Annotated in this window: 21 protein-coding genes and 1 pseudogene; 15 read left to right on the top strand and 7 right to left on the bottom strand. The window is 55.0% G+C overall.

Going from position 1 to position 25,228, the window contains the following annotated elements; translation table 11 throughout:
- Positions 1–47 precede the first annotated feature (47 nt).
- Positions 48–1,052, bottom strand: a complete 1,005-nt coding sequence (locus HX899_RS02705) for an extracellular solute-binding protein (RefSeq protein WP_127431444.1) — start codon at positions 1,050–1,052, stop codon at positions 48–50.
- Between the two features lie 107 nt (positions 1,053–1,159).
- Here HX899_RS02705 and HX899_RS02710 point away from each other — a divergent pair, with 107 nt between their 5' ends.
- A complete protein-coding gene (locus HX899_RS02710; protein WP_244604858.1) occupies positions 1,160–2,350 on the top strand; it encodes an ROK family transcriptional regulator in 1,191 nt (396 codons plus the stop codon).
- A gap of 119 nt (positions 2,351–2,469) precedes the next feature.
- Here the strand turns inward: HX899_RS02710 and HX899_RS02715 are convergent, their stop codons facing one another.
- Positions 2,470–3,729 carry an ROK family transcriptional regulator gene (locus HX899_RS02715; protein WP_127431443.1) on the bottom strand — a complete coding sequence of 420 codons (1,260 nt, stop codon included), beginning with the start codon at positions 3,727–3,729 and terminating at the stop codon, positions 2,470–2,472.
- A 287-nt stretch (positions 3,730–4,016) separates the two neighbouring features.
- Between HX899_RS02715 and HX899_RS02720 the strand changes: the two genes are divergently transcribed.
- The 6 genes from HX899_RS02720 to HX899_RS02745 all read left to right on the top strand — a co-directional run bounded on the left by HX899_RS02720 (position 4,017) and on the right by HX899_RS02745 (position 11,719).
- Complete coding sequence (locus HX899_RS02720) at positions 4,017–5,471, top strand: ABC transporter substrate-binding protein (protein WP_127431442.1); 1,455 nt, start codon at positions 4,017–4,019, stop codon at positions 5,469–5,471.
- Between the two features lie 71 nt (positions 5,472–5,542).
- On the top strand, positions 5,543–6,472 hold the full coding sequence (locus HX899_RS02725) for a carbohydrate ABC transporter permease (protein ID WP_127431441.1): 930 nt from the start codon (positions 5,543–5,545) through the stop codon (positions 6,470–6,472).
- Position 6,473: 1 nt separating this feature from the next.
- Positions 6,474–7,307 carry a carbohydrate ABC transporter permease gene (locus HX899_RS02730; RefSeq protein ID WP_027681768.1) on the top strand — a complete coding sequence of 278 codons (834 nt, stop codon included), beginning with the start codon at positions 6,474–6,476 and terminating at the stop codon, positions 7,305–7,307.
- Between the two features lie 27 nt (positions 7,308–7,334).
- Positions 7,335–8,360: a Gfo/Idh/MocA family protein gene (locus HX899_RS02735; RefSeq protein WP_127431440.1), complete on the top strand. Its 1,026-nt coding sequence runs from the start codon at positions 7,335–7,337 to the stop codon at positions 8,358–8,360.
- Between the two features lie 78 nt (positions 8,361–8,438).
- Positions 8,439–9,605 carry an ABC transporter ATP-binding protein gene (locus HX899_RS02740; protein WP_127431439.1) on the top strand — a complete coding sequence of 389 codons (1,167 nt, stop codon included), beginning with the start codon at positions 8,439–8,441 and terminating at the stop codon, positions 9,603–9,605.
- A 182-nt stretch (positions 9,606–9,787) separates the two neighbouring features.
- Positions 9,788–11,719, top strand: a complete 1,932-nt coding sequence (locus tag HX899_RS02745; protein WP_127431438.1) for a methyl-accepting chemotaxis protein — start codon at positions 9,788–9,790, stop codon at positions 11,717–11,719.
- A 94-nt stretch (positions 11,720–11,813) separates the two neighbouring features.
- Here HX899_RS02745 and HX899_RS02750 read toward each other — a convergent pair whose 3' ends face one another.
- Positions 11,814–13,088: an ROK family protein gene (locus HX899_RS02750; RefSeq protein ID WP_127431437.1), complete on the bottom strand. Its 1,275-nt coding sequence runs from the start codon at positions 13,086–13,088 to the stop codon at positions 11,814–11,816.
- 453 nt (positions 13,089–13,541) lie between these two features.
- Here HX899_RS02750 and HX899_RS02755 point away from each other — a divergent pair, with 453 nt between their 5' ends.
- The 5 genes from HX899_RS02755 to HX899_RS02775 all read left to right on the top strand — a co-directional run bounded on the left by HX899_RS02755 (position 13,542) and on the right by HX899_RS02775 (position 18,937).
- Complete coding sequence (locus HX899_RS02755) at positions 13,542–14,828, top strand: DegT/DnrJ/EryC1/StrS family aminotransferase (protein ID WP_127431436.1); 1,287 nt, start codon at positions 13,542–13,544, stop codon at positions 14,826–14,828.
- Between the two features lie 134 nt (positions 14,829–14,962).
- Positions 14,963–15,634 carry an HAD family hydrolase gene (locus tag HX899_RS02760; protein WP_127431435.1) on the top strand — a complete coding sequence of 224 codons (672 nt, stop codon included), beginning with the start codon at positions 14,963–14,965 and terminating at the stop codon, positions 15,632–15,634.
- 151 nt (positions 15,635–15,785) lie between these two features.
- Positions 15,786–16,283, top strand: coding sequence for a GNAT family N-acetyltransferase (locus HX899_RS02765; protein WP_244604857.1), 498 nt, complete (start codon positions 15,786–15,788; stop codon positions 16,281–16,283).
- Between the two features lie 327 nt (positions 16,284–16,610).
- Positions 16,611–17,819 (top strand): glycerophosphodiester phosphodiesterase family protein, encoded by a 1,209-nt coding sequence (locus HX899_RS02770; RefSeq protein ID WP_244604856.1) that lies wholly within the window; start codon positions 16,611–16,613, stop codon positions 17,817–17,819.
- Positions 17,820–17,854: 35 nt separating this feature from the next.
- On the top strand, positions 17,855–18,937 hold the full coding sequence (locus HX899_RS02775) for a hypothetical protein (RefSeq protein WP_127431434.1): 1,083 nt from the start codon (positions 17,855–17,857) through the stop codon (positions 18,935–18,937).
- Between the two features lie 337 nt (positions 18,938–19,274).
- Here the strand turns inward: HX899_RS02775 and HX899_RS02780 are convergent, their stop codons facing one another.
- From HX899_RS02780 to HX899_RS02790, 3 genes are all read right to left on the bottom strand, one after another.
- Positions 19,275–20,033, bottom strand: a complete 759-nt coding sequence (locus HX899_RS02780) for a hypothetical protein (RefSeq protein WP_244604855.1) — start codon at positions 20,031–20,033, stop codon at positions 19,275–19,277.
- Positions 20,034–20,237: 204 nt separating this feature from the next.
- Positions 20,238–20,951, bottom strand: a complete 714-nt coding sequence (locus tag HX899_RS02785; protein ID WP_127431433.1) for a GntR family transcriptional regulator — start codon at positions 20,949–20,951, stop codon at positions 20,238–20,240.
- A gap of 205 nt (positions 20,952–21,156) precedes the next feature.
- Complete coding sequence (locus HX899_RS02790; protein WP_164735975.1) at positions 21,157–21,834, bottom strand: hypothetical protein; 678 nt, start codon at positions 21,832–21,834, stop codon at positions 21,157–21,159.
- Positions 21,835–22,451: 617 nt separating this feature from the next.
- On the opposite strand from HX899_RS02790, the pseudogene HX899_RS35540 reads away from it, so the two are divergent.
- Positions 22,452–22,544: pseudogene (locus tag HX899_RS35540) on the top strand (transcriptional regulator); the annotation flags it as partial.
- Positions 22,545–22,826: 282 nt separating this feature from the next.
- Here the strand turns inward: HX899_RS35540 and HX899_RS02795 are convergent.
- A complete protein-coding gene (locus tag HX899_RS02795; protein ID WP_244604854.1) occupies positions 22,827–23,126 on the bottom strand; it encodes a hypothetical protein in 300 nt (99 codons plus the stop codon).
- 367 nt (positions 23,127–23,493) lie between these two features.
- On the opposite strand from HX899_RS02795, the gene msuE reads away from it, so the two are divergent.
- A complete protein-coding gene (gene msuE / locus HX899_RS02800; protein WP_127431432.1) occupies positions 23,494–24,081 on the top strand; it encodes an FMN reductase in 588 nt (195 codons plus the stop codon).
- A 22-nt stretch (positions 24,082–24,103) separates the two neighbouring features.
- Positions 24,104–25,207 (top strand): dimethylsulfone monooxygenase SfnG, encoded by a 1,104-nt coding sequence (sfnG, locus tag HX899_RS02805; RefSeq protein WP_168340271.1) that lies wholly within the window; start codon positions 24,104–24,106, stop codon positions 25,205–25,207.
- The last annotated feature ends 21 nt before the right edge of the window (positions 25,208–25,228 follow it).

Below are 25,228 nucleotides of genomic sequence, written 5' to 3' on the forward strand. Positions count from 1 at the left end.
CATACTCCTGAGAAGCCTGGCGATCTGCGTCGCCCGGCCCTACATCCTCACCGGATTTCTAGCTCGATCTTCTGCAACCAGCCGTCCAGTTTGGGCGCGACGGCATCCCAATCGATCGGCTGCGCCTTGACTAGTTTCGCATTCGCCTGCACCTCTGGCGGTGATTTGGCCAACGCCGCCGGCAGCACCGGAACCTGACCGAATTTCTTGGCGTAGCCGGCCATGACATCGGCAGAGCCGAACCAGTCGACGAATGCCTTTGCCTGCTCCAGCTGATCGGTTCCCGCCATGATCGCCACGCCTTCAGAGATGACGGGCGTGCCACCTTCCGGGTCAATGACCTTGACTTGCATGCCGAGCTCCTTGGCGTCCTTGATGACGCCGCCGAACCAGGTTAGATTGATGATCGCACCGCCCGACTTGAAGGCTTCCTTGCGCGCATCGGCGTCATCGACAACGATCGCGTTCGCATAGAATGCGCCAAGAAAATCCCATCCAGCCTGAGTGACTTCGCCCTTGTCGTCGAGGAACCGGGCCAAGATGCCGGCAAGATAGACCCTTGTCGTCTGCCAGGCGGTGTTGCCGATGACGTATTTGCCTTTGTATTCGCCCCTTGTCAGGTCCAGCCAGCTTTTCGGCGCCCGCTCAGCGGCAAGCTTGTCAGACTCATAGGCGATGACGACCGGTGTGCTCCAGAATTTGTAGACAATGCCTTCCTTGTCCTTGTAGTGCGCAGGCAGGTCCGCCGCCCAGGCTGGTGTGTATGGCTGGAACAGGCCATTCTTTTTGAGCAGAGCCATAGACGCGTCGACCATGCCAAGTACGACGTCGGCCTGGGGGTTGTTCTTCTCGGCGACCAGCCGATCAAAAAGTTCTCCTCCGGGTGCGCGCAGAAACTGCACGTCGTGACCGGCGGCTTTAGCCTGGTCGATTATCCATTGAACGTTCTCTTCCCCCTGAGGTGAATAAACGACGAGACTCTTTGCCAAGGCCGGAGAGGCGATCGCGATCAGCACGGCGGCGAGGCTCAACAATCGTTTGATCTGGTGCATGGTGTTCTCCCATTTCATTTTGGCGGTCATTCCGGTTTGGCTTTCTTAAAGGATCCTCATGACAGATTAATTACATTGCGTAATTTAATATATATTGCAATAGCTGTTTGGCTGCTGACAATTTGACACTCTTGGAACCAATGGACCTTTCACGGAACGAACGACGACTGGTCGAACTGATTTTCGTAGGCAAGCAGATTGCGCGGGTCGACCTAGCGGAACGGTCCGGCATGACAGGTGCTTCTGTCACTCGGCTGATAGGTCGCTTAATTGAGATCGGACTTCTGATCGAGGTGGTCGAGCGGACCGGCGCCCAAGGCCAGCCTCGGCGCTTGCTGAGCTTGCGGGCTGATCGATATCTTTCCGCGGGAATAACATTCTCGGTCTCCCGAATGGAGGTAGCAATTGCTGATCTAGCGGGTAAGATTCTTACCTCCCGATCTGTAGACATCGAGACCAGCACAGCTTTGTCTGTGGCAGAGGCGGCGCAGGCTGCTATCGCAGCGATGCTGACCGATCTTGGCACGCCTAAAGATCGCCTTCTCGGGGTCGGCTGCTCGGTGCCCGGCAATTTCGGCACGATGTCGCACATCCTCAAGGCCCACAGCTTCTTCCCGGCTTTCGATGATGGTGAGGCGGACCAAGCTTTTAAAGCGACTTTCGAAGCGCCCTATTACATCGAGAATGATGGAACAGCTGCATCGCTCGGAGAGTATGTGTTCGGCGGACGCATCCCGCAGCCTGATCCGATGTTCTTCATTCACATCGGACACGGTGTCGGGGGAGGGGCGGTTATCGACGGGCGGCCGTACCGCGGTGTCAATGGAAACGCCTGCCTGCCCGGAGTTCTCTACCCGTACGACCAGCCGCGCCCATCCGGCCAAGACCTTTTTGCCACCCTCAACAGTGCCGGCTTCGCCATCCACGACTTCATCGACCTCGATCGGTTGCCAGATAGCGCCGAAGCGGCGTTAGAAATCTGGATTGAACGCGCCGGAAAGCAGCTCAGCGAGACGGTGCGTGTAGCTACGGCGATGTTCGACCCCGCGCTGATTGTCCTTGGGGGACGGCTGCCAGAACTAGTGACAGACAGGCTGGTACGCGCAATTTCCAGTCAGCCAATCCTTGGCCCGTCGCGCGGCTTGGAGGCTGCCGCAGTTGAGGCCTCTCGACTTGGCCCTCGCGCCGGCGCGATCGGGGCGGCCTGCATTCCGTTCTTTGCCTCTCTCTTTTCCGCCGCCGTCGCAGACGATGGCAGTCCTTACCTTAACGGTCGCAAGCCCAAATCCCGACCTTAGAAAATTCGATAGCGCGCCTGAGTCTCTTTAAGAAGCCTACCGGACAGGCCTTGCCCGGCGCGAATCGACACAACAGGTCCGCAAGCCCCTTCGTTGCATATCGGTGTCGCTACAAAGCCTCAAATGACCAGCTTGAGGTGGCTGGATAAAACCAAACCGGCGGCGCCGCGCAGAGCCGTATGGCCTTCGCCGATACCATTCACCGTGATCGATATCTCCTGACCAGGTCTCTTCACCACTAGCTGCTCTACATGCTGCCTGATCAGCTCTGCTGCCTTCATTCCGCCTCCGGCGACGTCTCCATGAAGGACGTAGGAGTTGAGGGAGAGTGTTTGCTGCAGATTGACGATGCCGAAAGCCACGTTCCGTGTGTAACGGACGAGAAGCTCCTCTGCCGCATTCGAGCCTTCGTCTGCTTCCTTGACAAGCCTGGCACAGGTGATGCTCTTGGGATGCGGCAAGCCCATTCGGGCGGCTTCCTTTCGTAACCACGGAAGAGCAGCGACCGTCTCCCAGCAGCCGTGCTTTCCGCAGTTGCAAGGGGCACCATCGATCTGCACCACGGTGTGCCCGAGCTCGCCGCCGGATCCGGCGAGTCCACGATAGACCTTGCCGTCGATGAAGAAGGCGCCGCCGAGAACCTCGCCAGTATAGACCGCTGCGAAATTTTGTTGACCGCGACCGGGTCCGAACCATCTGTCCCCAACAAGCAAGGCACGGGGGTGGTGATCGATGGCAACCGGAAGAGAGAAGCGTTCTTGTAGTATTGCTACGAGGGGAAGTCCCGTTAGAACGGGAGCAAGATTGACGGTGAGAATGGTTCCATTGTCACTGTCGATCATTCCAGCAGAGGCCACGCCAATGCCAAACGGCGCCTGCTGGGCCTGAGACAGTGTGGCAGTAAGCGTCTCCGTCATGACCGCGATGAATGCTTCTGTGTCGCCATGCGTATCAAATTCAGCTTTCGCAACGGCCTTGATCTCACCGGTTAACGCCACGAGGCATGTTTGTATCGTGCCGGGCAGAAGGAGGACCGCGCCAAGCATCGGTGCATCGGGGTTAAAATAAAGCGGACGAGCCGGCTTGCCGCCTTTGACGTCGGAAGGCGACGCATCTCCCTCAATAAGAAGCTGGTCTTCGATCATCGGCTGCACAATACCGGTTATCGTGGTCCGGTTGACACCTGCAAGTCGAGCGAGATCTGCCCGGCTTTTGGGTCCGTTGTCATATAAGGCTTGAAGGACGCGACCGCGGTTTATCGCTCCAAGCGCCGATTGGGAGACAAGTGTCACGTTACCGCCGTTCTCGCCGACGGCGACTTCTCTGCTGGCAGGGGTGCGCTGGCCCAACGAATAGGACGGCTGGCTCTCAAACTTCAATTCTCTTCTCCAATCTACCGGATCCTTTTAGCCCGTACATTATCGAACGGCCATACAACATAAGGCCCTTTCCGGTGATGCAAGCAGGACCTCGATGACAACCGCAGTACCGCGCCGGAATTTTCGCCGCGACAACTTCTTGACACTAACATAAGTTTGTGCGAGGTACAAACTAACTGCTTACAAAAAGCACATTAGGGGTAACAATCTCAGTATCGACAAGCGGAAGCCCAGGGGCTGCGCTGAAGGGCCGGGGTTGGGATACGAAGCAACTGAGGAGGCTGTTTATGACAATCGATATCGGAAATATGTCGCGACGTGACCTGCTGAAAAGCGCTTCCGTCGCAGCTCTTGTGGCTGGCGCGGGATCATTGGCCATTCCACGGAGGGGTGCCGCGCAGGATGCGAACACCGTGCGCGTCCTGTCCGTTGAAGACCCATTTTTTTTCTCAATGAAGGCGCTGGTGCCAGAATACGAGAAGGAAACCGGCATCAAAGTCGAACTGGAGAGTCTCTCCTATGACGCCCTTCAATCGCGCCTCGTGTCTGCCTTTGTCGCCAAGACCTCCGACGCCGATGTCATCGTCGTCGACCAGATGTGGCTCGGGCAATATCTCGACAACGGCTGGATCATCTCGCTGAACGATTTTATTGCCAAGGACAGCGAATTCGACCTCTCCGACTTCATCCCCGAGGTCCTTTACTCCTCGAATATGTGGCGCGGCCAAGTTGGCACACTGCCGGTTGCCGCCTATGCGCAGGGGGTCATGTATCGCAAGGACGTCTTTGACGAACTCGGCATTGCAGCGCCGCCGACCGAGACATCGGAAGACTGGACCTGGACGAAATACATCGACACACTGAAGTCGATGGAAGGCAAATCATTCGCCGGTAAGCCGCTCTTTCCAACCGTCGTTTGCGGTTCCCAGCCGTCGCCGATCGTCCACATGTTTACGCAGGTGTCGGCAAGCCACGGCGCGAATTGGTTCAAATCTTTCCCGGCCGCTCCGTGGGATTTCTCCCCGCAACTGACGAGCCCCGCCTGGATCAAGTCTGTCGAAGTCTATAGGCAGCTCTACAAGTTGTCTCCGCCTGAAGCGATCAACTATGTTTGGTTCGATGCCGGCACCCGTTTCGCCAAGGGCGATATCGGCATGTTCTACTGGTGGACCCCGTACTTCTATCTAATCAAGAACTCGGGCTACATGACCGGCAAAAAGTCGGACATCATGGATAAGTACGTAACGGCGGCCTTGCCGAAGGCCGAGGGCGTGCCTCAAACGGTTAGTCTCGGCGGCTGGAGCCTTGGCATTCCATCGAGTTCCGAAAGGCAAGAAGCAGGCTACGCCTTTATCAAATGGGCGACCTCGAAAGCCACGCAGAAGAAAATGGCCCTTTGGCCGGACCTCAACTACCAGTTCTCCGACTTTGCGCGCATTTCGCTCTATCAAGACGAGGAAGTCAAGGCGATCTATCCTTACCTCGATGTGCAGTATGCGATGATGAAGCAGGGCAACGGCAAGATCACACGCCCGCCTGTCCCTGGTTACACAGCCATCGAAAGCGTGTTGGGTCTCACATTGAACCAGCTTCTGACCGGTAGCGAAGAGCCGAAGACCGGCCTCGAGCGCGCCAACAGCCTGTTCGAGAGCATCCTGAAGGGCAATCTCATGATCCCTTATCAGAAGGATAGCTACACAGATACTCTTGATGGGGCCAAAGCCCTGATCGCCAAGAACTAATTAGAGTTCTCCTCGGGCCGGCGCGAGAGCGATCGCGCCGGCAGCCAAGTGAAGAAGAACTGGATCTGGCAATGCACACGACTACTGTTTGCTCTCCGCGAGCCCTCGGGCCCGCCCGGAAGAGCTTTATCCGACGAAACCTGCCCTACTTGCTGATTGCGCCTTCGGTGGTGATGCTGCTCGCTCTGATCGCCTACCCCTTGCTGTTTGCCCTAAGATCGAGCTTCTATTTCTGGAACCTGCAAATCGGCCCGGAGCCGCTCCAGTTCATTGGGTTCGAGAATTATGTGCAGGCCTTCAACGCTTTCGACTTTCGCGCCGCGCTCACCAATACCCTGATCCTGTCGATCCTTGGCACGGCACTTGAGTTCACGTTTGGCCTGGCGATCGCGCTCATTCTGCTCAAGGCACTGCCTGGCATGAACATCGTGCGGGCCCTGCTGATCCTGCCAACAACGATCGCGCCCATCGTCGTCGGCTTTTTGTTCCGCTACCTCTATGATCCCGGCGGTGGCCTGTTGAGTTGGGTGTTGCAGTCGCTCTGGCTCCCCGTTCCCGCAGAAGGAATTCTTGGCTCGCCATCGACAGCACTCGCGGCGATCCTCTTCGTCGACATCTGGCAGTGGACACCGTTCTTTGCAATCGTTCTCTATGCGAGCCTTTTGGCCGTGCCGGACGAGATTTTGGAGGCCGCACGCCTGGATCGCGCGTCTGCATGGACGATCCTGATGCGGATCAAGCTACCGCTGATCAAACGCACCGCAATCATTATCGTCATGCTGCGCTTCATGCAGATCTTCAACACCTTCGACACGGTGCTTGTGCTCACGCGCGGCGGACCGGGCACGTCTACACGCACCCTTGGATACTCACTCTACGAACAGGGCCTTGTGAACTTCAACATCGGACTGGTCAGTGCCATGACCTGGATCACCGTGCTGATCGTCAACGTCATCGTTGCACTGTACGTCTTCTTCGCGTTCCGAAACGAGGAGTGGTAAAATGTCGCGCCGACACACGAGCTTCAACACGGCACTCACCTACGCCGCCGGCCTCCTCTTCCTGGCAATCTTCGTCGGTCCGATCCTGTGGTTCATCGCCCTTGCGATCCGGCCGGCCGAGACGGCGTTCACCATGCCGCCGCAACTCACATTCGAGCCCAATCTCGACGCATTCCGGCACATCCTCGTCGATCCTGGCACCAACGCGCCGCAACTGGTCAACAGCCTCATCGTCGCGATCGGTGCTGTGCTACTCAATCTGCCTTTTTCGGTTCCCGCAGCCTACGCGTTGTCCCGTTTCAAGCTCCGCGGCAAGAAGAACATCATGTTGTGGTATCTCGGGCTGTTGATGGCCCCGCCGGTCGCGTTTCTGATCCCATATTTCATCCTCATCACGCGCATTGGCCTCCAGGGTTCCTACTTTTCGATGATCCTGGTCCTACAGACGCTGACGATCCCGTTTTCCGTCTGGTTGATGAAGAGCTTTATCGATGAGGTGCCAGTGGAACTGGAGGAAGCTGCCCGGGTGGACGGCGCCCGTTGGTACACGATCATGTTGCGGATCACGCTACCGATCGTTCGTCCTGGGATCATTGTTACCTCGATGTTCGCCTTCGTGTTCGCGTGGAACAACGCCGCTTTTCCGCTGGTGCTGAGCTCACGCTCGACCGCCACCCTTCCGATCGGAACACTTGGGTATTTCGCAACGAGCGGAGTGACCTGGAACTACATCGCCGCCGCCGCAGTGCTCGCGATGATACCTCCGATGATCATCTTCCTTGTTTTCGATCGATACGTCGTACGAGGCCTCACCTTTGGTTCGGTGAAGGGCTGAGCTTTCCTTTATGAATGGAGTAATGAAATGAATAGACTGCGAATGGGCGTCATCGGCGCCGGTCTCTGGGGCGGCAATCATGCCCATACCTTTAATGTCTTGCCGGAGACCGATCTGGTCGGCGTCTGCGATCTTGATGAGGGCCGGGCGCTGAAGATGAAGGAAAGCTACAGCGCAATGCAGGCCTTCACCGACTACCAGAAGCTGATCTCAAGCGATCAGATCGACGCCATCTCGGTCGCAACGCCTGACTTTACCCACACGCCGATCATTCTAGCGGCTCTGAAAGCCGATAAACACGTGTTGAGCGAAAAGCCGCTTGCGACGACGGTGCGTGAAGCCGAGGAAATCGCTGCGGCTGCCGCTAAGTCCAAGGGCAAGCTGATGATTGATTTCCACAACCGTGTGAATCCGATCCTCGCCCAGGTTCGTGACATGATCCAAAACGGTCAGATCGGCTTGGCCAAACACGGGACCGCGCGTCTTTCGAATACGACATTCGTTCCGCTCGAAATGCTGAGCTGGGCTGCAAAGTCTTCGGCACTCTGGTTCCTGGGCAGCCACCTCGTCGATGTCCTACGTTTCATTCTCGCAGACGAAGTCGTGCGTGTTTATTCGGTTGCCCGCTCGGGTACCCTATTTGCCGCCGGCGTGGATACGAAAGACTTCCATGTGTCGGTGCTTGAATTTTCCAAGGGCACGGTCGTGACCATGGAGAACAGCTGGATCCTGTCGCGTGACAATCCTTCGCTTGTTGATTTCAAGATCGAGTTCGTTGGTGAAAAGGGCCAGGTCCAGGCGGACCCCACCCATAATGGCGGCCTGCGCAAGATCGTCGACGGCGGACTGAAATACAATGACTACATCGGCATAACACCAACCGGCGCGACACGGATCGGCGGTTTTGTCTTGGAATCCATTGCCCGCTTTGTCGATAGCGTCGTGCGAGACGCTCCGCTGCTGGCAGATGCGCAGGACGGTCTGGCAAACACAAAGATCCTGGCGGCGATCGAGGAATCCGTCGCGACCGGCAAGGCTGTGAACATCGGCTAAAGCCGGAACCAAAGGCGAGGGGCATGTCCGCACAAACGGTGCGGCTTGCCTCCTTGAAAAATGCGGGAGTACATAAAAATGGCGTCCATGACCTTCGACGGGATCGGCAAGACCTTTCCGGACGGGACCGTTGCCGTTGCGAATGTAAGTTTTTCGGTCGCGGACGGAGAATTCGTCGTGTTGGTCGGCCCGTCGGGTTGTGGCAAGTCGACACTATTGCGGATGGCAGCGGGTCTTGAAGCGCTCAACAGCGGCCGGCTGCTCATGGATGACGCTGACGTGACGGAGACAGAACCCCAGGACCGGGATATTGCGATGGTTTTTCAGAACTACGCGCTTTACCCCCATATGACCGTTTACGACAACATGGCCTTCGGTCTGCAGCAGCGAAAAATGCCCAAGGACAAGATCGACAAGCTGGTTCGCGACGCAGCGGAAATGCTTGATCTTACCCGTTATTTAGAGCGCAAGCCCGGGGCATTGTCCGGCGGTCAGCGCCAACGCGTGGCGATGGGCCGGGCGATCGTTCGCCATCCCATGGCGTTCCTGATGGATGAGCCTCTTTCCAACCTGGATGCCAAACTCCGCGTGCAGATGCGCGGCGAACTGAAGCTCCTTAATCAGCGGCTCGGCGTCACAACCCTTTATGTGACCCACGATCAGGTCGAGGCTATGACCATGGGCGATCGTGTGGCTGTGCTGAAGCCGGTGTTTAATGGACAGGAGAGTAATCTTCAGCAGATCGATACGCCGCAGATGCTTTACGACAAGCCGTCCAATCTGTTCGTCGCGGGGTTCATCGGTTCGCCCGCCATGAATTTTGTTCGGGTCGAGCTGACGGCGGAAGGCGGGTCGCTAAAAGCTGCGGTAACTGGAACGAAAATATCCTTCTCGGTCCCAGCCCAGGGGGCACTGTCGGCCTTCGCCGGGCGACAAGTCATTGTTGGAATTCGCCCAGAGATGTTTAAGGTTTGTCCCGAGGCCGAGGCGTTGTTCAACGAGCAGATCCCGGTTGCCGAAGCGCTTGGAGCCGACACCTTCGTGTTCTTCGACATCGCGTCACCGTCGGTCAATATCAACGATGCTGAAGATACCGAAGACTTTCTCAATAAGGGTAAGAACCGGCTCGTGGCGCGTATACCACCGGCGCTGACGCCTCGACCCAATCAGGTGCTGCCATTGACTGTCGACCTGGAGAAATTGCACTGGTTCGATCCAGTAACCGGGACTGCGATCCGCGACTGACAGAAAGTGCACTTACTATCGCCATCTGGGGTTTCAACTCTTTTCTCCTGCCCTCCCAGGCAACTTGGCTGTCGTCGATTACGAGGTCGGCGGCAGCCATTTTTTTAAAACCCGAGACATCAAACCATCAGAATCTGAACATCCATCTGCCGTAAGTGATCCCGAGCTTAGAGGAGTGGCCTGTGAAACACGTTTCCATTGTCGGTAAGTTCTTTATCATCGTGGCTGTCTTCGGCATCCTGGCACTCGGTCTGACGTTCTATCAGAACCGGCAAATGCTGAAGGTTAACGACAGATATCAGGAGCTTCTCGATAGAGATGCATCTGCAGCACTACGCTTGACCCAGTCGAACCGAAGTCTGGAAACAGCGCGTGCCAGCATCAGCGACATGGTGATGACACGGTCGAAAGAGGCGAGGGCGCGCGCTGAAGCTGGCTTGAATGACGCACGAGAAAACTTCGTCAGGTTCATGGATCTGGCGATCGCTGCAGTTCCTGAGCAGAGCGAACTGCCGAAGTTGAAGGCGGATGGATTCTCCGTCCTGACCGATACGTGTGGTGCAGCCATCGCAGTTGGTCGCGGCGCAACTAGTGAAGCCGAGCTTGCCATGGTGCAGCAACTCTATCTCACTCTTTGCCAACCCGCCTTTGCTGCTGTCTCACCGAGATTCACATCCGTCACGGAAAAACTCGCTTCGGACGCAGAGCAAAAGCGTGGTGACGTTTCAAGCGTTGTCCGTGACACGTCCGTGCTGAGTTTGGGAACAGCTATTGTGGCACTCTTCGCTGTCTCGTGCTTCGGCTTTCTCGCAATTCGCTCCTGGTTGGTCAAACCTATCAAGCAGATGGTTACGACAATGGAGGTCATAGCCGACGGCGATCTCATTTCGACTGTTAAGGGAACGATTCGCCGCGACGAGATCGGATCGATGGCCCGGGCAGTACAGTTATTCAAGGACAACGAGTTACGGGCGCGCGATTTCGAAAAGGATGCAGAGACAAGCCGTGAAGCAAATGAGATTGAACGTGCGCGTCTCGCCGAGACCGAGCATCGGCGAGCGCAGGATATGGCGGAGGCAACGTCCGGGCTTGCAGAAGGCCTAAGGCATCTCGCCGACGGGAACCTCCTGTTCAGCCTCGACGACAAATTCGCCGACGACTTCGAACCGTTACGGGCGAATTTCAATGCTGCCGTTGCCCAACTCGCTGAGAGCTTGAGAGCTGTGTCGTACGCAACTGAATCGATCGATGGCGGGGCGCAGGAAATCAGTTTGAGCGCGCAGGACCTGTCACGCCGCACAGAGCATCAGGCTGCTTCACTGGAGCAAACCGCCGCCGCTTTGGATCAGATTACCCAGAACGTCGCCAGTTCCTCAAAGCGCACAGCGGAGGCGCGACATGTTGCGATCGAGGCAAACAAGTCGGCGCGCCACTCCGGCGAAGTGGTCTCAAGCGCTGTGGCAGCAATGCAACGCATCGAACAGTCATCCTCGCAGATCTCCAGTATTGTGGGGGTCATCGACGAAATCGCGTTTCAGACCAATCTTCTGGCGCTCAACGCAGGCGTCGAGGCGGCACGATCCGGCGAGGCAGGAAAAGGTTTCGCGGTGGTTGCCCAGGAGGTGCGGGAGCTTGCTCAACGCTCCGCGCACGCAGCAAAAGAAATCAAGAATCTTATCCTCAATTCGGTTGATGAGGTCAGCAGTGGCGTCAAGCTGGTCCGAGACACCGGCGAAGCACTCAAGATTATCATTCAACAGATAGTCCTGATCAACACTCAGCTTGATGCCGTCACCGCCGCTTCCAACGAACAGTCCGCAACCCTTTTTGAGGTCAACCGGACAGTCAATCAAATGGATCAGGTTACGCAGCAAAATGCAGCCATGGCCGAGGAATCCACGGCTGCAAGTACGGCACTTGCCATCGAGGCAAAACAGTTGCGCGGGATTGTAGCGGAGTTTCAAATTGAGAATGCTCTCTCTGAGAGGCAGACCAGTCAAACCAACCCGGAGACAGCGTCAATGTCTTCGCCAGCAAGCCGGATGCTTGAAGAGGTCGCGAACGCACTCGGCACAGTGAGTGACCGTCGAGTTGCAGATACATCCCGGCAATGACCGCGGACCGCCTCAGGTCGTTCCCAGATTGCTTCAAATGGAGTCCATTTTGCCGCCACTTAAGAAGCTTCCGAAGGATCTGTAGCGGATGTCATTAGATGACGAAATTCAGCAATTCAGAAAGAAGAAGACTGGCGGCACCGCGTAAAGCCGCCAGGCATTCGCTGTCTCCGAAAGCAAGGGCAATTTCATCACCCGGGCGATGGAATACCAATTCCCGGAAGCTTTCCTGGATTAAATGAAGCATCGGGTTTCCCCCTCGTACGATGTCGCCGTGAATAATGATGAAATTGGGCGCCATGAACTGCTGGAGGTTCGCCAGACCGACCGAGATATTGAACGCGTAGTCGCGAAGTAATTCTCTTGCGCCTGGGACATTGTCGTTGGCCAGAGTCAATAATCGGCTCACATCCAATGAGTGAGGTTGTGGCAGCCGCCTGACCTTGGCCTCGTCTGCTAACCACTTCGAGCTGGCAATTGATTCCCAGCATCCGCGTCGGCCGCACTGGCATAACCGACCTTTGATGTCTACGGTCGTATGACCGATTTCACCGCCTGCACCTGCGGATCCCCGATAGAGATGCCCATCAAGGTAAAGCGCCCCACCCAAAGTCTCGCCGATATGGACCGAGGCGAAGTTTCTCCGACCGCGGCCTTGCCCAAACCATCGGTCTCCAACCAGCAAAGCTCTGGTATCCTGATCGACACACACGGTAACTCCAAATCTTTTGTGCAACTCGGCTTCGAGGGGTAAGCCGTCCAGGAATGGCCCGAGACTGACGGTCACAATTGTGCCCGTCTCCGTATTGATCGTTCCAGCCACTGCTACACCTATCCCTAAGATTGGCTTGCCAGATGCGATAGTTTCTTCGACACAGGTGCATATAATACGTGAGGCGTCGGAGGGGTGTGTTAGGTTCTTCGGAAAATCGGCGGCGTGTTGAGCATAGACCTCGCCCTCCAAAGAGACCAAACACGCACTCACGCGGTCGTGCAGCAGGAGCACCGCGCACATTGGTCTTGCATCCTTGGAAAACCATAACTTGGTAGCTGGCTTGCCCCCTGTTTCGTTCGGAGGTATCACTTCTCCTTCCGCTAGAACACCCTGATCGATCAGGGGCTGCACAATCCCTCCGATAGTTCCTCGAGTCACACCGGTAAGGCGGGCCAGATCTGCTCTGCTAGATGGCCCTATGTCGTACAAGGCTTGCAACAATCGGCCCCGATTCGCGGCGCCCAAGGTTCCCGTTGGAATCAATCTTTGAGCCAGTACAATACCCTTAGTGCTCTCATCAATATGGTGATCGTCAGGACTGCCCTCGCGTTCTCCCAGTCGATGAGCTTCGTGTCTTCTTATCAAGGATTCCATCGCATCCAATCCTGTTGCCGAATTCCATTGCCACCAACGGCCAGTACTAGCGGAGGGCGACCTTTCGCCATTCGGTGGGGCTCGGATTATGAGCTGGGGTGGCAATGTGCTGTTCGTCCAACGCTTCTTCAATCGGCACCGGGCGTTACGGGAAACTTTGGCCGGTTCCCGTCCCCAGCCTCATTCAGTGATCTCAGTTGTCCGGCCAGCCGTTAAAAAACTATTGAAATTTCCAACGTGCTCCGCACAGAAGCTGACCAAAGTGACGCCTTAGGCGCCCGTCCGCCAATATACAACAAATATTCAGTAACATACTTATTGCGCCCGCCTGCTCCTAATCTACTTTAAAATATACTTTGTGATATACTGTAATTTAGCTACCAAACGTGGGAAAGCAGTGCTAGCGTTTGTGTGGGCTGATCAGCATTCTAGTGAGCATGATTGGAGAACGTGATGAACGGATTCGGTGCACTACGGCTCATAACTCGCAACACAACTGGTGCTTTCTCAGGCGAGAAGCTCGCCGTTTTCGGTGGGAAGCCTGTGGTCCCCCAGGGACGTGTTACACCTTGGCCCGCCGCGGAGAATAAGCACTTGCATGCACTCCAAGGTGTTGTGGATGGTGGAAGGTATCACCGCGTTAACCACCCAATCGTGAGCGATTTGGAACAAGATCTTGCAAGCTGGACTGGGAAGTGGCAAGTGCGCGCTGTCGGCAGCGGAACGGCGGCCATTCACATCGAGCTCGACTACGTCAAAGAGCGAGGCGAGCAAGTTGTTACCGCGGCACTGAATTGGCCAGGAGCGGTAGGACCAATCAAAATCAGCGGTCTCGAACCCGTCTTCGTTGATGTCGACATGAACTTGGCCGGGATTGATCAGCGCGCGGCCGCTGAAAAGTTCGGCCCTAATGTAGCTGCAGTTTTAGTCACTCACCTTTTCGGAAACAATGTTCTCGTCCCCGACGCGAGGTCTGCAGCGCGAGCTCAAGGCATTGCTGTGATCGACGACATCTGCCAATCAATCGGCGCCGCGAAAGCAATCGTCGGCGGTGCGCATCTTGATGCAGACGCGCTCGCTCTATCCGGAAACGGCGCCAAGCACCTTGGGGCCGGCGAACTGGGATTTGTCATTACTGAGGACGCCAACTTGATTGCACATGTTGATCGCGTATCGCTGTCCAGCTCTTCTCGAAGTGGAGCGCGAATATTCTCGCCCTATTCCCAAGGGTACAACTACAGGCCGAACGTATTCTCGTCATCTATAGCGAAGCTGCGGGTAACAGAGATGGATACGCAACTGCAAATCCGAAGAGACAATTGCAAGCTTTTGTGGGAATTGATCGGCGAACTTGTGGGCATATCTCCTCTCTTCAACCCATCCGACTGCGACCATTCGATGCTCAACTTTCCCCTCCGGATCGAACCTGAGGCGCTTGGCTTCGCACCCGGCCCGGCTGCAAGGGATTTCGTGGTCAGGTCTCTGCAGGCCGAAGGCGTGCCTATCTGTGTTTGGCTCACGAAGCCCGTATTCGAATATCTTCCGGACATTTGCGACAACTGGAAGGCCGCCGATTTCCCGAACACAGTGAAACTGTTGGATACGATGTTTTACGTCTCGGAGATTGCGCCACCCAACAATGGCGAATTGATGGAGCTTTATGCAGAGGCGTTTCACAAGGTTTGGAATGCTCTTCATAAGCAAGGCCCGAAGATCGCCGCAGGAGCAATTTCCGGCTGAGCACCGCGCATCAATTTCCCAGTGCCGCAATGGTCAACATCCGATCGGCTACAATCCTACCCTGCTCAATGCCTGGAAGATTGAAAGCTGCCACTGGGACAAAACTCAGAGTCATTCTATAATGAGGACTGCTTATGTCTTTTTCAAAAAGTCCGGAACTACTGATCTTCGACTGCGATGGGGTTCTCGTCGATAGTGAGCTTATTGCAACTGCGGTGCACATCGAAGCTTTGGCTAAATTCGGCTACATCATATCGGCTGAAGAGTATAACGATCGCTTCATAGGGATGACTGACCAGCAAAGTTATTCAGTCATAGAATCCGAGGGCGACTTACGCCTACCGGAGGATCATCATGAATGTGTGATGGCCGAAGTTGCAAAACGATACCCTCGCGATCTGCGTGCAATCAGCGGCGTTCGGCAAACCTTGGAGACCATTAATTTAAAGAAGTGCGTGGCGTCGAACAGCGATGCTGCAAAGCTTTCCTTGGCGCTTAAAGTCACGGACCTACATGATTACTTTTGGCCCCATGTCTTCAGCGCTTCGCAGGTTGCGAGTGGTAAGCCTGCGCCGGATCTGTTTCTGTTTGCAGCAGATCATATGAACACACCGGCTAGCAGTTGTCTCGTTATTGAAGACAGCGTTGCTGGCACTCAGGCGGCGGTGGCAGCCGGGATGATGGTGATTGGCTTCGTAGGTGCTTCGCATTGCCTTCCTGGGCACGGAGACAAACTGATGGAAGCAGGTGCCACTAAGCTGTTTAGCCGCATGACCGCGTTGCCACAAATCTTAGCAGGTTTGTGATCACGCTGTTGCGTGCTGGCGACCCGTCTTGAATCGCGGCGTCACCGTGCAGGATATATCGTGAGGTCCGATAGCTCACTAGTGCAGGGGCTTCACCTCAAGTTGACCGATCGTCACTCGATTGCTCGGCCCGCCAAAAAATGGAGACACTATGACCGAGAAAGCAATGGTAGCTGGAACTCCGGTAACGATCGAGTACCTAGAAAGATTTCCGAATTTCATTTCCATTTGCGCAAGTTGGTCTTTCGGACAATGGGGTTGTCAATCAAATGGCTCGTACGAACAAACGCGAGGCGAGTTTGAAGCGGCAACAAAAAGCTCGATGCCGCTAACACTAGTCGCCATCGAAAACGCGTTGCCAGTAGGAATGGTCACGTTGGCTGATCGTGATTTCGATGGAAAATCTCATCTATCCCCTTGGCTTAAGTCGCTTTTTGTCCATCCATTTCACCGCAAAAAAGGAATAGCCAGGTTGTTGATCGAGCGGCTCGAGCACGAAGCATCGTGCTTCGGTTGCAAGAGTCTTTATCTGACAACAGAGGACGCGCAACTTCTTTACGAGAAGAGCGGCTGGCGGGCAATTGATCACGTCCAAACATCGTATGGCGAAGCGGCGTTAATGAAGAAAGCCCTGCTTCCTCTCAACTGAGGCTACGCTAGGACGAAATAATTGCGCCGGAGCTCCAAGCTGCTTTCATGACAGCTCTCTCAACGCTTGAGCACGCGATGGCGCTACGTGGCAACGCAGCGGCTTGGGTGGAAGCCGATTTATGGATCATCTTGATGTTGAAGAGCGTGTTATTGCCGGCACATCGCAGCGATAGTGGGCCGGCTAAAAACTTCCTCGCACTAAGGGCACCCCCAGGATTTCGCTCCCCCAAGCCTTGCTGTGATGGGCTGTTGCAAAAGGCCGCACGAACAAGCCGTACAAAGTAGCGAGCTACCCAAAATTCTCATCGAAAGGTTTTGAATCTTTATGGACACCAGCAACAATGTGGCATCAGTGCTTGTGAATTTTTGCTCCTCGCGTCTCGGTTACCTCGGCGGCCGACGTGATCTGCGTGCATCGCTCACTTTAACTTCTCTTCTTGCTTTCGGTATTCCATCCTACGCCGCAGCAGAGGCGCTACTTCCGGTAAAGCCTTCACCATATCTTGTAAGTGCGATTACAAGAAACATGTTCAAGCTGCCGAAACCCGATGACGACTTGGTCCTGCTATCTGCGCACCGCGGATCCTGGGAGATCTATCCTGAGAATTCAGCCTATGCCTTGCAAGACGCCTGGAATTCGCAGATTGAGAGCGTGGAGGTCGATGCCCGCTTCACCGCAGACAAAGAAGTCGTTCTATCTCACGACTACAGGATTGATCGCGAGTCAACTGGAAGCGGCCTATTATATAATCAGAACTTGTCGCAGCTACGACAGGCCGATCTACGGGACCGACATGGCCGCGTTTTTACGGATTCACAAGGGCGAAAGGCGAAGTTCCTAACATTCTCCGCCGCGCTCGATCTACTCGCCGAATATGTTTCCGATGATGGTCATGGGTACGTGATGATCGTCGATATCAAGGCGGCAGTCGATGATCAGGACCCTACTGATCCCATCGAGCTCATGCAACGCTGCCTTGACATTCTCGCGAGCAAGGGAAATGCGAAACTCAGCAAAGCCGTTGTATTCAAGCTCAAAGCAAAGGATGCGGCGGATGTCGGCACGATTCTAAATCGGACAACCTACGACCCCAACCTCATTGGCGGGCTAATTGTCGTCGAAAACCCGGATGACGAGAATGTGAAGGATTCCAGCTATGATCCCCACAAGGATCCAATCTACGATCAATGGAATGTGGTGCCGTTCTCCATTCAGTTTGAAATGAACCAATTCTATAAAGGTGACGGTCTGCAGGCATATTTCGACTATATCGACCAGCAGCAGGGCTTCGCCACCTATCATGAAAGTAACTACTTTCCAGAGGGCGTAGCAAACAGCGCCGGAAAATGCTGCTTCGAGCACAACACGGATCCGAAATCGACCGCTCAGCGAGGGATCGTACCAGATTACCGAGGAGATCCTGAGATGGCGCTCGTCAATCGTACCAATCTTATCACCACTGATTGGCCCGACGTAGTCGGCGATATGCTGCGCCAGATACGGCGCCGCAACACCTCCGAACTCACTCGCTAGAGCAAGACCTCCGCATTCAAAAAGGGAATGTTTTGATGAATAATGGAATAAAAATCTTCCTATTGTCTTCCGCGCTGGGCTGTCTTGTCGCTGGAGAAGGGCAAGGGGCATCATGTACCAATGAAGCCAATTGCCTTAGAAGCGCGTCGGAGAAAGTATCTCAGACGCTCACACCGAAGGTAGTGCCCATTTTCGGGGAATTTCCAAAGCTGTACATACACGACTCGGCGGCAGAAGCGGATTATCCAGTGCCCGAAGATACGAGGCAGGCATTTGACTTCTATACCAACAAGACTTCCTTCAACCTTCCACCGCGCACGTCAATCGAGACTAGTCAAAGCGCGTCGATCAGACCAGACACGGGGTTCACTGTCCTTTTGGTCGAAAAAACCCGTGAAAATACTGTTCCTAATGGCGGCAGCGCCTTATCGCTTCTAAGTTCTAATTCAAACGATGCTTACCTATCATTCGCATTGGGAGCTGCACCCAATCCGAATGGTCAGAAGTGGTCATTCGCGAAAAGCCTGCTTCAAAGCGACATGGCGTCTACTGCATGGTGGCAGAAGCCCTGGGACATGAACGTCGTGGGGCCAACAGGGGCATTCTCCGGCACTGAGTGGATTTACTATACCTTTACTCCAGACGGCAAAGTTCGCATGGACCGTTTTGCGCCATACACATATTTTCTAGCGTTTACAGCTTACCAGTGGGATGAGGCAGTGCTCGACAGTGGGTTCCCGCATTCTCCTTTCAGCTCTGGCACGCCAACCGATCGTCCGAAATCCGTCATTTTCGGATCGGTTGGCCCATGGGTTATTGGCGCTGCAGCAGTGCCCGGTCAGACATCGCCCATGATTGAGCCAATTGAGGCGCTACCGGGGTTTGAGGGAGTGACGATCTTCTCGAACCCCTTGTCGATGAAAGAAGTCGTAGCGTATCAGAACTCCCTGAAGAGGAGCGACTTTCTGGACGTCAACATGCTGCCCTGCAACAGCGGCCAGTACCTTTCCGGCGAGATAAGGACTCCCTGCGGCACGGCTCGTCCTGGCAATCCTCCGTCGAATGTAAAATCGGTGGCTGGTGATGCGATCCGCACTAATATTGAACGCTTTGAATAACGAATGTTGGACGACTCTCATTTGTTCCAACGGCGATCAGACGGCATCAGTTTCAGCTACCGCGATGCCGCAATCCCGGTCGCTTGTGAACCGAATGTCTGACAAGATTGGGCAAAGATGGTGACCACTCAAGCGTGGAAATCGCCGCGCTAAGATATTCTAGAACTCTAGCAGGATTAAGCCGTCTCAATTTCTGAGCATTGCAGCAGTGAGATTTTCTCCGGCGCGGCCCCAGGTGGCCGGCGTGCGATCCTCAAATAGTGTCGCCAGCGGGCCCCGTTTCGTGAAAGCCTTTTGAGTTCGCTCAGCGACTTGAGCGTAGGTCCTCGTCCGGCCCTTATTCATCTCTGGCCCAGCCCTTGCTGTCGGCTGTCTTCGCTAGGAGGAATGCATAACACCTGCTGATCTCGTCGAGCTTTCTCACTAACTCGCCGTCCGATCCACCAAGCAAGGTTTGATAGCCCTCGCCTCTTGTTGACCTCTGCCAATCATTCGCAATAAAGCGCGCGGTCGCATTGCCGAGGGAAGAAACCCTTGGTTTAGGGCTGCCAAACGATACGGCTGCGCGCCTCAATCCGTCTAGGAAGCTTGCGTCATCGAGTCCGCTATAAGGTTTTCCTTCGGAATTCGTCGCATTGAGGAAGATCTGCTCGTCACCGACTACGCTATATCCGCCGCCCAAGCCATTTTTCGTTGCATCCGCTGCCTCGAAGAATCTCTGCGCCACGGTGGCGCTAAGGCTGCCCTGCGGAAACCGCACGATAACAAGGCCTGTCTTACCTGTCGTGTCGTCGAGGCGAGAGGTAAGAACGCGATATTGGCGCAAGACGTAGCCTAGCGAGCTGGCAAGCCTATCCGCCGCGGCATCATCGAGATCACCCTCGGTCTGAAGCGATGCATTTGTTTTGAGGAGATACCCGCCCGGCGTAACCTCTGTCCTCAAGGTCGCAGCGTCGATCCCGTTGTCTGTTATGATCTTTGGCACAATGTCTTTTGAGACTTCGGCTGAAAACGTCGCTCGATCAATATAGCTGGCCTGGCCGAGCCGCGGCAAATGGAAACCTACGGAGGGCGTTGCCCGATAGGACACAAGCACCTTTCGCTCTGCCAGCGCTGTATTCTGGGATGCTTAAGGGATGGAGGCAGCCTCTTTGATTTGGCAACATAAATTAAAATGCTGGTAGGTGATGCCGACGACGGCTTTTGGATTGCCCGCAGCAGCCGCAGATATGCGCGGCACTCGACAAAATTCTTCAGGCTCGTTGACTAGGATCATTCGTCGAGATGACAGTTTGAAATGTCACAAACTTTTCGCAGGCCCCGGAAAACCTGTTAATCCACGTTCGTTCACCTCTTGCACAATCCTTGAGACGGCACCCTGTTCTAGATCAAGGTGGTTCATCAACGCGGACTCCACCAGGGTCGTTGCCGTGCCTAGTTCAGACATTGCGTCAATTAGCTTCTCGAGGCTTTCAACAAACGCGGGCCGAAGTTCCGACGCAGTTAGTTCCATTCGTAAAGGGTGAGTGCAAAAACAGAACCGGTGGACGATTTTGCAAGCCTCGCAATTCGATGCTTCTTGCGCGATTTTAGTGAATATCGCTTCTGCCCTTAAGGCAAGTTCGTCAGAGGACAATTTATCCGCCACGGTCCAGCTCTCTGGGGCCTGCGGCCGCATTCGATTCAATGCCGAGATCAGGGTTTCACGTCCGACAACATAAACATCTAACAGAGCTCTTTCCGACATCGGCCTGGTGAAAAAGCCTCTTTGAGGGATGTATTGAATCTTCCCTTCAGCTGCGAGCCGCTGAAGCGCTTCGCGAACTGGTGTTCGACCAAGATCGAGCTTAGACGCTAGATCCTGTTCCCTGAGATGTTGCTCCGGCACACGGCCGTTACTGTGGAGAATTCTTCGAATAGCATCGTAGGCAATATCGGCCTTTGCAGGTTCTGGTTCAGTAGAAAAATTCGAGCCACCCCCACGACCTTGGGGCGCGTTCTTGCAACACCGCATTTGATAGTTTTCCTCTGTCGATATCCTTCAAGGACCCTACAGGAGCTTCTTGCTTTGAGACCGGACGGTCGCTTGGAATTGAAGGTCGAATTAGTCGACCCTTCCAATACCGGCACCGCGTTTCACGCCCGAACCAGATTCGGGATCAACCACCTGTATTACAGCCGCGGCCGTAATTGGCAGCTATCGCATTCTGCCGCTAAGTTCAATGCCATAGGCACAAGGCTGCGTCGGGATGGCGCGCTGGTCCAATGTCTACCGCCCGTCGTATTACGCGCAAGCGGCCGCCTTTAAGCGACCCGTGTCTCCAAGGCCTGGAAGTGCGATCAATGTACTGACAGTTTTCAAAATCAACATGTGCATGATAGCTCTTCGGTGGACGTGATCGGTTACTCCTATCAATCAGCTGATTATAGGCTTCGGCGGATTTGATGTAGCCGCGGCTCGCGAGAGCCTCGACTTGTCCATCAGTAGCGATGGCTTCGCCGTTGTCAGAATCGCCTCCAGCGCAATCAAAGACACGTTCAGATTTTGAATGAGACCATGTGATCTGATGCATTTGTTCCGGTTCGTGTTTGGTGGCGAGATGTGCTTTGGTTAGGTCCAGGCCTATGCTTGCCTCGTGTTCGGCAGGTGGTTGTTGCAATGTCGACAATATTTCAAGGCTCAGCTCCATGCCGGTCACTCCGGGACGGTTAACCCGATAATATCTTCCGCTATCTGCGACTTCGCGAAGCGCATCCAGATGCTCGTTCCGTGCGGCCGGCTGCCAGCGTATACCACGCCGTTGAGCAAGCACGCGTTCGCCATCGAGCAAGACGAGCCCCATTTCCGGGCTATCACACCTGGGTTCGTTTGGATGCATTTTGTCACGTCGGTTCATCTAAGCCTCCCGTCGCTGACCGGGGTAGTCCCATGCCGCGTGTTGAGCAGGTCTAGACGGCACTCCGCCATAGATCAATATTTAACAATAATATATTTTCTGATATATTTAGCCAATCGCCATTGCTTACGTTTATACTTTGTTGGGCGAGTACACAACTCGGTACGATATAGTATTACGCAAGGGAGTTCAAGATTTGCTTGAGTCCGCAAATGTTCGAGCTGACAATCTCCCGTTGGCGATGGCCAAACCTCGAAGTGGTAATGTACGGCTATGACTCCCTCAAGCAGCACGAAAAGTTCCCCTTCTATCTGACAACCCCGACATGTTGGTCGGATTGAGTATTTCGTCACCACCGGGCTAATCGCCAATGAGTTGAATTTACTGGAAGAATCTCAGTCTCGACGGAGACACTTCCTTCGCTCTTGTATTGAAAGTCGAACACCAGATTGCTGACAGGATAACGCGTGGGACGAACACCGGTTACGCCGAAGTCAGTTTACTCGGACCACCATTATATTCGGCCGGCAGAGAAAGCGTTCTCGGAAGGTCGGAAACGATGACATCCTGGCTCCCCTTGCGGTAGATCCGACTAGCTTTCGCTGGACGAGCGATGGTCTGACTTGACAGCTCTTGAGAAGAGCTCGGATTTTGACTCGTCAAGGATACGAAGGACCGCGGCCGCCCTAGGAGTTTTAGACAAGGTTTGAGACGTGCGTCGCGCTGAAGTCGCTACACAGCGGCCTGCAGCAGCTCACCGAGTACAGGAGGCGCTTAATGGGAGGCCCTTCAAGCTCCTACAGCTTATAGGGCCATCCAGGCTTCAGACTTAGCCGAGCTGGACGCTTCCGCCTAATTGGCTGGCGCGAAGGCTAGCGCCTGAAGTCATTCGTCGCACCCTTGCTGTAGAGACAGCTTGCCGACTGCGATTGGTGGAAACCCAGGCACGCGATCATCGTGGCACGGTGATCGATGAGCGAATCTGACCGCATTTATTCTTCCACCAATCGCAACACTGGGGGCGCGTCATATGCGCGGAACGTCTTAAGGTCGACTTGAACCATCGGGCCACGCGGCGTGTGTATCGTGAGGGTACTGATATCGACATCAATGCCGGATTTGTGTACGTCGCGGATGGCGTCATTCATTTTTTGAAGCGCTGCGCCTAGCCTTTCCTTAGCATGCTTCTGCCTTGTGAGGTAAGATGTCATGGTGCCCTGCTTGTTTGCTGCTTGAGTTCCGCTTATGCGGTCAATTTGATTCGCGCTATGAATCGATAGCGTTTCGAGCACGATCGAACGGGCTCCTCTTTAGTTTAGACACCGTTGCTGGTCGCTAAGTAACTGCTGTAGCAGGTCGGACCTTTGCAAATTTCGCATTCTTCCCTCCATGGCGAGACGAAAATATGCTTCCCGATCGTTGCGCGAGCTCCATTTCGCTTCAGCACCAGCGCAACCCATTTGGCCATAGAGAGTTGTTCGCCCTCGCCGTGGCGTGCAGTTTGCTGCGCCACATAGAACGCCAAACTGAAGTTTTTATTCCGCCCATTGGGCGCGATTTCAGGATGGCAATCTACAATAGGGAGAAATATTGGCATCGTGTCGTTATCATTAGTCCATTAAAAATATAGAATTACGGTCGCAAAAGGATGTCGCCGACATGAAAATTCTGGGTCTTGCGGGAAATGTAAAACGACCATCGCGAACTGCCTCCCTTGTGGAAGCACTTGTGTCGGCAGCCACATCGAAGCTGGGTCTCGATGGGCAAACCATAGAACTGGTTGACGCTGCCCCCATTCTCTTCAAGGCGCTTCGATCGGACCAGTTGGATGCCGAGGGGCGGGCGATTATCGACGCCGTCGAGGCGGCTGATGTCCTTGTTGTCGGGTCGCCGGTCTACCGGGCATCGTATACCGGCGCTCTCAAGCATCTCTTCGACCTTGTTGACTACCGCGCACTGACCGGAAAGCGGGTCATTCTGGCTGCCACAGGTGGCACACCGCTGCACGGTTTGATGACCGAACATCAGTTGCGCCCGCTATTCGGCTTCTTCAACGCCCTGACACTGCCGACGTCGATCTACGCTACCGAAACCGATTTCACGGATTATGAGATCGCCAGTCCTGTGGTTCAAGAGCGTATCGAGCGCGCCGTTTCAGAACTCGCTCAGGTGCTGCCGCTCTCTGATCACACCGCTGCCGCGCGCGCTCATGCAAACCGCCCGGCGCTCGCCGCCGCGTCAGCCTAGCCATTTCAAGAGGGAGAGTATCATGTCCTATGCCAGCAGAGAGCCGGTCAAATTCGCCTACTGGGTTCCCAATGTTTCGGGTGGCCTCGTCATTTCCAATATTGAGCAGCGGACGAGCTGGACGATCGAATATAACAGAAAGCTGGCGCAGATCGCCGAGGCCGGTGGCTTCGACTACGCGCTGAGCCAGATCCGTTTCACCGCCGGTTATGGCGCCGAATTCCAGCATGAATCCGTCTCCTTTAGCCATGCGCTGCTGGAATCGACGACAACGCTGAAGGTGATTGCCGCCATTCTGCCGGGACCATGGAATCCTACACTGGCGGCCAAGCAGATCGCCACCATCAATCACCTCACCAATGGTCGTGTCGCCGTCAATATCGTCAGTGGCTGGTTCCGAGGCGAGTTCCACGCAATTGGCGAGCACTGGCTTGACCATGACGAGCGCTACCGCCGCTCGGAGGAATTCATCCGCGCACTGCGCGGTATTTGGACCGAACACAATTTCACGTTCCACGGCGATTTTTATCGCTTCAACAATTATTCGCTTAAGCCCAAGCCGATCGATCCACAGCCGGAAATCTTCCAGGGCGGCTCCTCTCGCGCTGCACGCGACATGGCATCGCGTGTTTCCGACTGGTACTTCACCAATGGCAACACGCCGGAGGAAATCAGCAAGCAGGTGGCTGACATCCAGGGCAAGGCGAAGGCTAACGGTCATTCCGTCCGCGTTGGTGTCAACGCTTTCGCCATCGTCCGCGAGACCGAGGTAGAGGCAAGGGCCGTGCTCGCCGAGATTATTGAGAAGGCCAATCCAGAGGCGGTCAATGCCTTCGGGCACGAAGTCAAGAACGCCGGGAAATCATCACCTGAAGGCGAGGGTAACTGGGCGAAATCCTCTTTCGAGGACCTGATCCAGTACAACGACGGCTTCCGCTCCAACCTGATAGGGACACCCCGCCAGGTCGCCGAGCGGGTCATCGACCTGAAGCGCGCCGGCGCGGACCTCATCCTTCTCGGTTTCCTGCATTTCCAGGAAGAGGTCGAGTATTTCGGCAAGCACGTCATCCCGTTGATCCGCGAGTTGGAAGAAGCCGAAACGGCGACGGCCGTCGCCGCCGAGTAATCGCAACACGTTGTCGGCCGG

The sequence above is a fragment of the Rhizobium sp. WYCCWR 11146 genome, from assembly GCF_013591995.1.
Taxonomy (GTDB): Bacteria; Pseudomonadota; Alphaproteobacteria; order Rhizobiales; family Rhizobiaceae; genus Rhizobium; species Rhizobium indicum.

Excerpts from the sequence above, each read along its gene's own strand:
- HX899_RS02775 (WP_127431434.1), top strand. The coding sequence starts at position 17,855 with ATGAATAATGGAATAAAAATCTTCCTATTGTCTTCCGCGCTGGGCTGT.
- HX899_RS02725 (WP_127431441.1), top strand. The coding sequence starts at position 5,543 with ATGCACACGACTACTGTTTGCTCTCCGCGAGCCCTCGGGCCCGCCCGG.
- HX899_RS02720 (WP_127431442.1), top strand. The coding sequence starts at position 4,017 with ATGACAATCGATATCGGAAATATGTCGCGACGTGACCTGCTGAAAAGC.
- HX899_RS02750 (WP_127431437.1), bottom strand. The coding sequence starts at position 13,088 with ATGGAATCCTTGATAAGAAGACACGAAGCTCATCGACTGGGAGAACGC.
- HX899_RS02735 (WP_127431440.1), top strand. The coding sequence starts at position 7,335 with ATGAATAGACTGCGAATGGGCGTCATCGGCGCCGGTCTCTGGGGCGGC.
- HX899_RS02770 (WP_244604856.1), top strand. The coding sequence starts at position 16,611 with ATGGACACCAGCAACAATGTGGCATCAGTGCTTGTGAATTTTTGCTCC.
- msuE (WP_127431432.1), top strand. The coding sequence starts at position 23,494 with ATGAAAATTCTGGGTCTTGCGGGAAATGTAAAACGACCATCGCGAACT.
- HX899_RS02755 (WP_127431436.1), top strand. The coding sequence starts at position 13,542 with ATGAACGGATTCGGTGCACTACGGCTCATAACTCGCAACACAACTGGT.
- HX899_RS02740 (WP_127431439.1), top strand. The coding sequence starts at position 8,439 with ATGGCGTCCATGACCTTCGACGGGATCGGCAAGACCTTTCCGGACGGG.
- HX899_RS02790 (WP_164735975.1), bottom strand. The coding sequence starts at position 21,834 with ATGAACCGACGTGACAAAATGCATCCAAACGAACCCAGGTGTGATAGC.
- HX899_RS02730 (WP_027681768.1), top strand. The coding sequence starts at position 6,474 with ATGTCGCGCCGACACACGAGCTTCAACACGGCACTCACCTACGCCGCC.
- HX899_RS02760 (WP_127431435.1), top strand. The coding sequence starts at position 14,963 with ATGTCTTTTTCAAAAAGTCCGGAACTACTGATCTTCGACTGCGATGGG.
- sfnG (WP_168340271.1), top strand. The coding sequence starts at position 24,104 with ATGTCCTATGCCAGCAGAGAGCCGGTCAAATTCGCCTACTGGGTTCCC.
- HX899_RS02785 (WP_127431433.1), bottom strand. The coding sequence starts at position 20,951 with ATGCGGTGTTGCAAGAACGCGCCCCAAGGTCGTGGGGGTGGCTCGAAT.
- HX899_RS02705 (WP_127431444.1), bottom strand. The coding sequence starts at position 1,052 with ATGCACCAGATCAAACGATTGTTGAGCCTCGCCGCCGTGCTGATCGCG.
- HX899_RS02765 (WP_244604857.1), top strand. The coding sequence starts at position 15,786 with ATGACCGAGAAAGCAATGGTAGCTGGAACTCCGGTAACGATCGAGTAC.